10 protein-coding genes and 1 pseudogene are annotated in these 11,001 nt (G+C 58.5%); 6 read left to right on the top strand and 5 right to left on the bottom strand.

Annotated features, from left to right (window positions below):
• Window positions 1-207: pseudogene (locus AAC083_RS03545) on the bottom strand (GNAT family N-acetyltransferase); the annotation flags it as partial.
• Between the two features lie 158 nt (window positions 208-365).
• Here AAC083_RS03545 and AAC083_RS03540 point away from each other — a divergent pair.
• Window positions 366-1,814, top strand: a complete 1,449-nt coding sequence (locus tag AAC083_RS03540; RefSeq protein WP_108535813.1) for a catalase — start codon at window positions 366-368, stop codon at window positions 1,812-1,814.
• Window positions 1,815-2,124: 310 nt separating this feature from the next.
• On the opposite strand, the gene AAC083_RS03535 is transcribed toward AAC083_RS03540, so the two are convergent.
• Window positions 2,125-2,442, bottom strand: a complete 318-nt coding sequence (locus AAC083_RS03535) for a YnjH family protein (protein WP_108535812.1) — start codon at window positions 2,440-2,442, stop codon at window positions 2,125-2,127.
• A gap of 222 nt (window positions 2,443-2,664) precedes the next feature.
• Between AAC083_RS03535 and AAC083_RS03530 the strand changes: the two genes are divergently transcribed.
• Both AAC083_RS03530 and AAC083_RS03525 read left to right on the top strand, forming a co-directional pair.
• Window positions 2,665-3,564 (top strand): hypothetical protein, encoded by a 900-nt coding sequence (locus AAC083_RS03530; RefSeq protein WP_108535811.1) that lies wholly within the window; start codon window positions 2,665-2,667, stop codon window positions 3,562-3,564.
• A gap of 111 nt (window positions 3,565-3,675) precedes the next feature.
• On the top strand, window positions 3,676-4,449 hold the full coding sequence (locus AAC083_RS03525) for a substrate-binding periplasmic protein (RefSeq protein WP_108535810.1): 774 nt from the start codon (window positions 3,676-3,678) through the stop codon (window positions 4,447-4,449).
• A 54-nt stretch (window positions 4,450-4,503) separates the two neighbouring features.
• Here AAC083_RS03525 and AAC083_RS03520 read toward each other — a convergent pair whose 3' ends face one another.
• On the bottom strand, window positions 4,504-4,884 hold the full coding sequence (locus tag AAC083_RS03520; RefSeq protein ID WP_042039252.1) for a hypothetical protein: 381 nt from the start codon (window positions 4,882-4,884) through the stop codon (window positions 4,504-4,506).
• Between the two features lie 195 nt (window positions 4,885-5,079).
• Here AAC083_RS03520 and AAC083_RS03515 point away from each other — a divergent pair, with 195 nt between their 5' ends.
• Window positions 5,080-6,459, top strand: a complete 1,380-nt coding sequence (locus AAC083_RS03515) for a phosphatase PAP2 family protein (protein ID WP_108535809.1) — start codon at window positions 5,080-5,082, stop codon at window positions 6,457-6,459.
• The gene (gene ydiK / locus AAC083_RS03510; RefSeq protein WP_181364631.1) at window positions 6,456-7,544 is read left to right on the top strand and encodes an AI-2E family transporter YdiK; all 1,089 of its coding nucleotides are present in this window, start codon (window positions 6,456-6,458) and stop codon (window positions 7,542-7,544) included. The genes AAC083_RS03515 and ydiK overlap by 4 nt, the downstream gene beginning before the upstream one ends.
• A gap of 378 nt (window positions 7,545-7,922) precedes the next feature.
• Here the strand turns inward: ydiK and AAC083_RS03505 are convergent, their stop codons facing one another.
• Together AAC083_RS03505 and AAC083_RS03500 are read right to left on the bottom strand one after the other, a co-directional pair.
• A complete protein-coding gene (locus AAC083_RS03505) occupies window positions 7,923-8,489 on the bottom strand; it encodes a hypothetical protein (RefSeq protein WP_146181563.1) in 567 nt (188 codons plus the stop codon).
• 85 nt (window positions 8,490-8,574) lie between these two features.
• A complete protein-coding gene (locus tag AAC083_RS03500) occupies window positions 8,575-9,183 on the bottom strand; it encodes a hypothetical protein (RefSeq protein WP_146181562.1) in 609 nt (202 codons plus the stop codon).
• A gap of 600 nt (window positions 9,184-9,783) precedes the next feature.
• Here AAC083_RS03500 and dhaR point away from each other — a divergent pair.
• A partial coding sequence (gene dhaR / locus AAC083_RS03495; RefSeq protein ID WP_108535814.1) for a dihydroxyacetone kinase operon transcriptional regulator DhaR occupies window positions 9,784-11,001 on the top strand: 1,218 nt, incomplete at its 3' end.

Here is an 11,001-nt window from a genome sequence, read left to right as displayed (position 1 = left end):
CTCCACATGCAATGCTATCTGGCCCACCAGCTGCCCCTCTACCTCGGCGACCAGCGCCACCAAACCACTTTTTTCCAACCGCTGTTGCCACTGCCCCAGTGTCGGATAGGGCAGTTGCAAGGTGCCCGCCTGAGCATTGGGCATGGCGTAGAGATCCCGCAAGGCGGGGGCATCGGTAGGTTCGGCATGACGGACAGTAATCTGCATATGAGGCTCCTTCTCGAAACCCCCATCATGCAATATCCGGCGCGGTTACACATCCCCCCACACCCATTTGTCTTGCCTATCAAAGGGCTAGGAAAAGCCCATTGGCCCATCACTGCGCAGATCCGTAGGCTGACCCCATATCAACAAGGAGAGAAGCCATGACTGACAAGACACTGCACAGCGCCAACGGCGCACCCGTCGTCGACAACAACAACAGCCTCACCGCCGGCCCGCGCGGCCCCGTGCTGATGCAAGATATCTGGTTGATGGAAAAGTTGGCTCATTTCGATCGGGAACGGATCCCGGAGCGGGTGGTTCACGCCAAGGGCTCGGGCGCCTACGGCACCTTTACCGTGACCCACGACATAAGCCAGTTCAGCAAGGCCGACCTGTTCAACGCCATCGGCAAGCAGACCCCGGTCTTCCTGCGCTTCTCTACCGTAGCTGGTGAGAAGGGCGCCGCCGATGCCGAGCGGGACGTGCGCGGCTTCGCCCTCAAGTTCTACACCGAGCAGGGCAACTGGGATCTGGTGGGCAACAACACCCCGGTCTTTTTCATCCGCGATCCGCTGAAATTCCCCGACTTCATTCACACCCAGAAGCGGGATCCGCGCACCAACCTGCGCAGCGCCACCGCCGCCTGGGACTTCTGGTCACGCCATCCGGAATCCCTGCATCAGGTCACCATCCTCTTCAGTGATCGCGGCATCCCCAAGAGCCTGCGGGAGATGAACGGCTACGGCAGCCACACCTTCAGCTTTATCAACGACGCGAACGAACGCTTCTGGGTCAAGTTCCACTTCAAGACCGAGCAGGGCCACAGCTTCTACACCGATGAAGAGGCGGCCAATGTCGTCGGCCAGGATAGGGAGACCAGCCAGGCCGACCTGTTCAACGCCATCGAGCGGGGTGACTTCCCGCGCTGGAAGGTCTATGTGCAGGTGATGCCGGAGGCCGACGCCCAGACTTACCAGATCCACCCGTTCGACCTCACCAAGGTGTGGCCGCACAGCGACTACCCGCTGATCCCGGTCGGCATGCTGGAGCTTAACCAGAACCCGGACAACTACTTCGCCCACGTGGAGCAGGCGGCGTTCACCCCGGCCAACGTGGTGCCCGGCATCGGCTTCTCGCCGGATCGCATGCTGCAAGGGCGGCTCTTCTCTTACGGTGACACCCAGCGCTATCGCCTCGGCGTCAACCACGGCCTGCTGCCGGTCAACGCCCCGCGCTGCCCGTTCCATCACGGCGCCCACCGTGATGGCGCCATGCGGGCAGACAGCAATGGCGGCGCCAGCCCCAACTATCAGCCGAACCGTTTCGGTACCCAGCAGCCGAGCGAGCAGCACGAACCGGCGCTGAGTCTGGAAGGGGCCGCCCTGCACTACGATTTTCGCGACTACGACAGCGACTACTACAGCCAGCCGGGCAAGCTGTTCCGCATCATGGACGAGGGGCAGCGTTCACGGCTCGCCGCCAACCTGGCGCGATCCCTCATCAATGTGGAGGATGACGCCATCATCGCGGCCCAGCTCAAACACTTCGAGCAGGCCGACCCCGAGTACGCCAAGCGGGTGGAACTGGCACTGGCCGCCCTGCAACGCTAAATCGCAAGCAGGCAACATCTGCAAAAGCAAAACGGGGGCCTTTCGGCCCCCGTTGTGATGCAGCTAAGGGTAATAAACGCAAAAACGGAGCACGAGGCTCCGTGTTTCAATGCAGTATCAATCCCGGACGGAACGTGCTTCGCGCTCTTCCCGCTCCCTTGCCAACAAGCGTTTGTACCACCAGCTACTGCGACGACGTTGTGCATTGGAAGAGCGACGAGCCATTTCTTAGGTTCCAGCCAAGAGAGGAAAAGAGCCGCATTATGCGATAGAGGTCACGTCCATGTCTTTAGCTGGATCAAGAAAAGCCTCACTGGCCCACGGTAATGGTGCTGCTCCTGGCCGCATTATCGGCAACATTCGACGCCCTTTCAGGTTCCCGCCAGGCCAGCGGCCCGTTGCTCTCCTGCGCATTCTGCGGGCTGCACTCCCGCCAGCTATCGCCCTGTTTAATCCGGGCACCCAGGGAATATTTCTGATCCTGATACCAACAGACCCGCTCCGGCAACGACCCCAGCGGCAGCACCAGCTTGGGGCTCGCTCTCTCCCCTGCGATAGTGGTGTGGGTGGCGGCCAAAGCCGGCACACACCAGCAGGAGGCCAGCAGGCAGAGCAATATTTTTCTCATGGGTAGATCCTGTTTTGTTGTGGGGTACTCTCGATGGATCGACCACTCCCGGGGTTTACTTGACTGGCCATCATACTGCCTGCTGGCATTGTGGAGCCAATATGGTAGCCTGCCAGCGCCTGCGGGCAGGCTCTCGCTGCCACGCGCAAACTTCCGGTGAATTTGTCGTTTCCAGACAAAATATAACCTTATCTATCAAATCGTTATTTGGATATTATCCCAATGCGTATCATGCCATTGCTTCAGGCTGTCTGCCTGAGCCTGACGCTGTCCGCCTGCGTCGCCCCCCTCTTGATGATGAGCCCTACCAGTCAACTGATGTGGGCCCTGCTCAAGCCGCTGGTCGGCTTTGACCCGAACGAGGTCAATCTGTTTGAACAACCCCTGATCAAGGATCGGATGACCGACATTCTGGGCCCCAATTACGACAGCACCATGCAGTTGCTCAAGACAGCCAACGAGCTGCAGCAGGAGGGCCCGCTGTTCTACGTGGTCTCCCGCTACGCCCCCGTACCGGACGTTGCCAAGCAGGCGGGCATGGTGTGGAACTCGCAAACTAACCAGCTGTCTGTGTTGCTGCAAAAAGGGGATGGCACCACCCAGGCCTTTGGCGAAAACCTGGCGGACACAGCCCCGCTTTGGCCAACGACCATGCAGGGCTGGCAGAACCCGGACAGTCAGGTCATCCCGACGGCCAATGCCCTGACCGGCGCCGCCCCCTTCTCCCTCGGCAACGCCCTGAGCACAGTGATCAGTGGCACCACCAGCAAGCTTGCGGGAGAGGCCACTCAGGCCGCGACCAATGGTGTCAACAACGCAGCCAAGAGTGCCACAGCCGCCGTTACCACGCCTGCCAAGCAGACTGTCAGCAGCACTACCGCGACCGTGACGCAAGAAGCGGCCAAGGCCGTTGCCGCTCCCGCCAAGCAGGCCGTCAGCAGCGCTGCCACAACGGCGACTCATGAGGCCACCAAGGCCGTTGCCGCTCCCGCCAAACAGGCCGTCAGCAGCGCCAGCGCGGCATCCCATACGGCAGGCGAAAGTATCGCCGATGCGGCCAGAGCGGCGGAAGCCAAAGCCCGGGCCAAGGCAGAAGACGAGATGGAAGCCCTGCTTAAATAAACCGACAGGCCACCGCAAGGTGGCCTGTTGTTTTATCCCGCCACCGGGCCATGAACTTGTGACAAAGGCCACATAGACTGTTAGGTAACCAACCTGCACAAGGAGTGCATCATGCGCCATCTGCTCTCTGTCCTCGCCTCTCTCGTTCTGTTTATCGCACTCCCGGCTCCGGCACTTATCTACTATTCGGAGCAGAACATGCCGATCAATGGTCAGGATAAAAACGGCCAGCCCACTGGCCTGGCAGTCGAGCTGCTGCGCCTGATGTGGCTGGAAATGGGTGAGCCGGAGCAACCGATCCACTTTCTGCCCTGGGCCCGTGGCTGGTATCTGCTGACCCAGCAGAAAGAGGCCGTGCTGTTTACCACGGCCCACACCAAAGAGCGGGCCCCCCACTTCCTCTGGGTCTGCCCCATCAGCCACTCGCGGGTAGCGCTGGTTGGCCGCAAGACGGATGCACCCAGCGTCAGCAGCAAAGCCGATCTCGCCAAGTTGCAGATCGGCGTTATGCAAGCAGATGTAGGAGAGCAACTGCTGCTCAACCGGGGTATCAGCCCTGCCAACCTGATGACGGTGGAGCGGATGGATCAGGTGGTACGCCAGCTCATCATGGCCCGTACCGATCTGGTGGCGGGCAACGAGGTGATGTTGCGCCATCAGGCAAAAGAAATGGGTTTTCCCAGCGAAAATTTTGTCACCATCGCGATTCTGGCGGAGCAGGACAACTGCTTTGCCTTCAACCCGGCGGCCGACAAACAACAGGTCGCCCGCCTGCAAGAGGCGCTCGACAAGGTCAGAAAGGGGGAGGCGTTCAAACAGCTGCTCGCCCGCTATCAGGATGTGGTGCAGACCCTGCCAGCAGATAACCTGCCGCGGATCGAGTAAAGGCACAATGCAAGCAGGCCACCCCGGGGTGGCCTGCTTCATCACATCGCCTGCTTACTGGAAGTCGCTGTCGTGATCGGACTTCTTGGTCTGGGCGCCTTCGCTGTGCTCTATGGCGGTGCGGATGAGATCCACCCCGGCGCGGATGATCAGCACGCCCATGTTGACCAGCTTGACGCAGACCCACATGAAGGTGATCAGCAGTATCAGCTTGAGTACCGTCTGGAACGCCTCCAGGAAATTCTGCTCCAGCTGGCTGGTGAGGCCGCTCGCGCTGGTCATCAGCCAGGTGTAGACCTCGCGCACGAACGGGATGCGGCTCGGCATCTCCAGCACGTCCAGGGCTGCGGGCAGGGCCTGGAAGATGACGATGCTGCCGAACAGTATCAGAATGACGCCGATGGCGATGCCCAGAAAAAAACCAAACTGTTTCATGGAAGGTCCCAAGGTTTGCTGCATGAAAATAACATAGCTGCCAATACTAGGGACTGCCTCACCACAGGGCAATCCTTGTGCGCAGGCAAGGCCAGTGCCCAACCCGCCATCCGGTGGACCCACGCAGGAAACCATTGCCCCACTATCTGATTTCTGTGACCCTTGCGCTCATAGTCCCCCCAACGCTCAGGCACCATGTTCCGCTCCTGCTTTTTACTGCTCTGCGCCCTGCTGCTGACACTGCCGGTCTCGGCCACTCCCACGGCTGCCGTCTGCGTGATCAAACATCAGCAACAGCTGCTGCTGGTGCAGGACAGGATCTCCTCCCGCTACAGCCTGACCGGCGGTTACATAGATGCAGGGGAGACGCCCCGGCAGGCGGCGCTGCGCGAATTGTTTGAAGAGACAGGTCTGCGAGGCCAGATCATCGCCGAGCTGGGACCATGGCAGCGCGCCGTCCTGTTTGCCTGCCAGACGCTGGAACCCATCCGGGCGCAGACAGGCTCAGGCTTCGTCTCCCTGCTGCAAGCCCCCAACCTGGGCGGCGAAATCCTCAACGCCAGGCTGATAGAGCCATCCCGGCTGCCTGATGGGCAGCGCCGCTTTCCGACGCAGCTCGACTGGCTGGCCCCCCAACTGGCTGACATCCCCGACAGCCCTGTTCTGTGGCTGCCAGATTTCAGCGGCGCAGGCAATGCACTGCACCGGGCGGAACTCCCGCTGATACAACGCTTGCAGGAGTGGATCGGGGCAAGGGCGCCCTGGCTGGATGCCAGCAATCTGTTTGGTTCAGCCGCCTTTCAGCTTGCCCTGCTACCTTTGCTGCTGCCTTGGCTGGGCTGGTCCCGTCTGCGTCAGCTGTTGCTGGCCATGCTGACCCTTACCCTGCTGATCCAGGTCGCCAAAGAGGGCCTCGGCTGGCCCAGACCCTTCCATCTCGATCCCGCACTGACACAAGGGAGCGCCCAGGGCTTTGGCATGCCGAGCGGTCACGCCGCCTCGGCGCTGTTGTTCTGGGGCCTGCTGCTCAGGTGGTACTGGCCCGCCAACCCTTGGCGCGGCGCCGTGCTGGCCCTGCTGCTGGCAACCCTGACCGGATTGGCCCGGGTCTGGCTCGGCGTCCACTTTCTGTCGGATGTGGCGGCGGGATTGGTGCTGGGCGCCCTGATGCTGACGATCAGTCCCGGTTTGTCCGGCATGGCTGCCCGGCCATGGATCTGGGGCGGGCTCACCTTCATCTGCGCACTGGCCACCTGGTGGAGCCAATCCTCGGCACTGGCAGGCCTGGCCATGTTCAGCCTGGGTCTGACCCTGGGCATGCGACTACCCTTGCCGCGAGAGCGGCGAAAACCCTGGCACACCCTGGCGATCACCCTGCTCGGCAGCCTGCCCCTTGGGGCCTTGCTGTGGGCACTGCCATTCTGGCTGACCAGCTCCTGGCTCATCCTGCTAGGCCAGTGGCTACTCTATTGTTGCCTGGGGCTCTGGTTGAGCGCCGGCCTCTGGTGGATACTCTCACTCATGAACTCCGACTCGCTACCCAAGGGCTCAGGCCCCGACAAGGGATTGTTATGAATATGAAAAAAGTGGATTTGGCCAAGATAACCCTGGGGGTGCTGTTTCTCAGCATCCTCATCATCTCGTGCTTCTTGGTGCTGCGCCCCTTCCTGCCCGCACTGGTGTGGGCCACCATGATCACCATAGCCACCTGGCCGTTGATGTTGATGATGCAGCGGCTGCTGTGGGGCAAACGGACGCTGGCGGCCATGTTCATGACGCTGGTGCTGCTGCTGATGTTTGTCATCCCGCTCTTTATGACGCTGGCCAATGTGACAGAGAAGGCACCCATGCTGATCGAGCTGGGCACCAGTATCAGTCACTCACCGCCGCCGGAGCTGCTCTGGCTGCAACAGATCCCGCTGGTGGGCGACAAGCTCTATGAGTTCTGGCAGCAAATTCTGGCGAGTGGTGGTCAGGTGCTGTTTGCCAAGCTGGCCCCCTATTTTGGCCAGACCGCCCGCTGGTTCGCCTCTCAGGCCGGCAATCTGGGCCTGCTGTTCGTCCATTTCCTGCTGACGGTCGGTATCTGCGGTGTGCTCTACCACTCGGGTGAGAAGGCAGCCGACGGGATCCGCCGCTTCGCCCACCGGCTGGCAGGGGAGCGCGGTGACAATGCCACAGTGCTCGCTTCCCAGGCGATCCGCGCCGTGGCCATGGGGGTGGTGGTCACCGCCCTGGTGCAATCTTCGGTAGCCGGGATCGGCCTGCTGATTGCCGGCATCCCCTATGCCATGGTGCTGGTGGTGGTGATGTTCCTGCTGATCGTCGCCCAGATCGGCCCCTTCCCGGTGCTGATCTCCTGTGTCGGTTATCTCTACTGGAGCGGCGACACCACCTGGGGCACCTTCCTGCTGGTGTGGTCACTGATTGCGGGCACCATGGACAACTTCCTGCGCCCCTTCCTGATCAAGCGCGGTGCCAACCTGCCGCTGATCCTTATTCTGGTGGGGGTTATCGGCGGCCTGCTGGCGATGGGGATCATAGGTCTGTTTATCGGCCCCGTGGTGCTGGCGGTGGGCTACACCCTGCTGGATGCCTGGATCAAGGAAAATGACCAACCGGCGGCCACCGCTGTTGTTGAACCGCCCAAGGCGGAGTGACGATTCAGTAACAAGATGATTCAGCCATCCATCGCTGATACAAAGAGCCGCCCATCGGGCGGCTCTTTGGTTTTTGACGCTTGTGATTATGGCGATCGTGTCGGATTGGCTGATCCGCGCCAACCTGTATATCCCACATATTACCGTCCCACGCAGGTTCGATTAGCGAAGCGTAATCGGACGTTCGAGAGGCCGCGGCCCCGGTTGTCTTTGTGAGTCAGCGGCACCTGCCAGAGCGGAAATGAGAGTGGTCGTTATCGCGGGAGAACCCATTTACGCGAACGTCCGATTACGCCTTACGGCTAATCGAACCTACGGGCTGGAGCGAAGTGTAAGCCTGTCCCATCGGAACGAAGTAAAGCGTTCTTGAAGGCATTGTTAGGTTTGTTGCATCAAAACTTCAATTTCGTTTTGAAGGGCGTTAGTTAGTGGCGAAAGCTCGTTCATAAATCTCAATACAGCATTTTTCCATGCGTCTGATTCCGCACTGAAATTTTGCGAGTGCACCATGTTTTCGATGAAATTTACCGAAGCCATTAAATTTCCCATGTGCGTTTGAAAGCCTTCAATTCTCTTAAATGCAACAGGAAACTGCATTGTGTGCTGAGTAAGATCTTCAAAGGCTCGTGACATTCGGTCAGCAATTTCTTGTTTAGAACCAAAATCAACTCGAGTTCTTGGCACAACACATTTCTCGGCCCAAAAATTCAAATCTCCGACAATCTGTCCAGCCTTTTCTAAATGCGAGGCCTTTCGTGTATAGAGGTGATTGGCCGCGTGAGCTTCTTTAGAGTAAGCATGGTTCAATGCAGCCAAGGTAGTTGAATAATTACGATTTAAGATTCCTTCTAGTGCACTATGTTTTTTGCTTAATCTTTGTACAGAAAACGTTGCCAATATAGACATTAAAGCAGCCAATAAACTTCCGATAGTGACGTATTCCATGAAGCCCTCTTCAAATGCTGAAAAACTAACGCCCCTCTAAGGGACTGGAAACGCCATGCGTTAACAGTCCCTCTTGAGGTATTCGTTAACTGTTTGTCAGTAAGAAATTTGATGCTGAAGTAATATAAGTTCCAAAAATATCAAATAAGTTTCTTGCTGAAGTAATATCAGGAGCAAAGGTACATGCGACACTTGTAACAACACCATAAGCCGCTTGTCGCCACCCTTCTTTACTTCCTTGATCTAATTTTTCCTTTAACATTTCAAATGACTTTTCTAAGTAGTCCTTCTGAATCTCTGTGAGCTGAACAAGATCTTCAATACGATCTCTCATTAGATCCATTTGCTTTCTTAGTATTACAACTTCTTTTTCAGTAAAGTCTGTATTATTGCCTTTAAAAAATTGAGATTGATTAAAAATACTTTCCGCTTCTTTTAATAAAGGTAGTTTTGTCAATAAAATTCGAGCGCTATCGTAGTCCACATCGAGAAGCCTAACTTCGAATAAGTCACCAAAAAAACAAGTAAACGCCTCATTTATGTTGAGTGTAGCACCATCATTTTGGTAGCCAGGTCGACCAGCAGAAACGTACCAGTCTAAATTTCCTTTCTTATAATTTAACGTCAAAGAGTGGTCTGGTACGAACTCTGTAGTGTTTTGTTTTAAAAATATGATTTCTTGGCTCTCGAACAAAATATTTACTCCCATGTAAAAGTAGTCTAATTGTGATTAGATTGAGGGCTGTGCTAATCCGTTAATAGAGCATTTCATATAACGCCAGTTCGCCCTGTTTTCCGAGAAAAAGTCATTTTAAATCACAGCATTGCCAGCCAGCCTCTGATACTGAACGTACTCGCTAAACATTCCCCTTTGGCTCTGCTTTTCGCTACTGAGCAAAAATACACTTCTGGATGGGCAATGGAAAGCTCCATCCCATCTCAACAATTTGAATAACTCGGGAGTGTGATCGAGGTGACACTCCATATGGCGTAGTGGGCCAACATGCGGAATGGCAGCGGGCCAGTGGCTTGTGGTTAATAAATATGGGCATGGATAAATAACCCGGGGCGTTGCAACGACGCCCCGGGTTATCGGTCGGTAGGGAAGGGTCAGGCGGGCTGGTGAAGGGTGATGCAGTGAATGCCGCCACCACCGGTGGCCTTGTCGCCTAATTCGCGTGTGAACCTGACCTTGCAGAGGATAGGGTTGCCACCCTCTGAGGCAGGTCACTGAATCGGGGGCGCTGGCGTGGTTAAATGGTCGGCTCACATCTTGCCGGATATTGCTGTGACCATGCCATCTGACCTTCAGCACCTTCAGCCCTGGCCCGACTATCTGCAGGCATCCTGGCTGCGCTGCGCCCACCAGACCAGCGCCACCCTCTGGCACCCGCCCCACAGCGCCAAGGGGCAGACCTTGCAGAGCCTGCGCCAGCGCAAGCGGGACTTGCTCACTACCGGCGAGATGGCCCTCGAAGATCTCTACGAATTTATGGAGGGGCGCCCCTGCGCCCTGCTGCTCACCGACGAGAGCGGCTGTGTGCTGGCCCAGACCGGCCATCCCGACACCCTGCGCGAGCTGGCAGCGCTCGGCTTTGGCCTCGGCGCTTTTTTTAGCGAGGGGCGCATCGGCACCAATGCCATCAATCTGGCGGCGCTGGAGGGGCTACCGCTCTGCGTCAGCGGCCCCCAGCACTTCAACCAGACCCTCCACCCCTGGCACAGCTGCGCCAGCCCGGTTTACAACAGCAATGGCCGTCAGGTCGCCATCATCGCCCTGATCTGCAAGGTGGAGGCGGCGAGCGCCGGCGATCTGGCGCTCACCGTCAGTGCCGGGCGCGAGCTGGCCCATCTGCTGCAGATGGAGACCCTGATGCAGGAGTCCCAGCACCACCTGAGCGAACTTTACGCCCTGCTCGATGGCATGGATGACGGCGTGCTGGCCTGGGATCCGCAGGGCCGATTGCGCTACCTCAATGGGCTGGCGGCACACAGGCTGCGGCTCGATCCTGCGCTCTGTCTCGGTCAGCCGCTGGAGCAGCACCTGTTGCTGCCCCAGCGTTTGCAGCTGGCCATCAAGGGGCAGACGCCGCTCAGTCATGTGGAGGTGACGCTGGAGCGGCTCGGCGCTCAGGAGGGGGAATTTATCAATGCGCTGGTGAGCCTCAAGCCGCTACCGGGGCCGGAGGGGGTCAGCTTCATCGCCCTGCTTCACCCGGTCGACCGGCTGCGCGCCATTCACCAGCTGCGCCAGACGGTGCCCGAGCTGTCGGCGCTGGTGGGGGAATCGAGCGCCATGCGCAAGCTGCTGCGCTATGCCCGGCAGGCGGCCCAGAGTCAGGGGCCGATCCTGCTGCGCGGCGAGGAGGAGGTGGGCAAGGCCCAGCTGGCGGAGGCGATCCACTTTGGCAGTGAACGGGCCGCCGGGCCGCTCATAACCCTCAACTGTCAGGCGCTGCCGAGCGATCGGATGGCGCTGGAGTTGATGGGCTCCGACGAGGCGGGGCAGGAG

It is taken from the genome of Aeromonas sp. HMWF014 (genome assembly GCF_963878295.1).
In the GTDB taxonomy this organism is placed as follows: Bacteria; Pseudomonadota; Gammaproteobacteria; order Enterobacterales; family Aeromonadaceae; genus Aeromonas; species Aeromonas popoffii.
The sequence above is the reverse complement of the archived record's forward strand: the minus strand, read 5'-3'. Positions and strand labels throughout refer to the sequence as shown.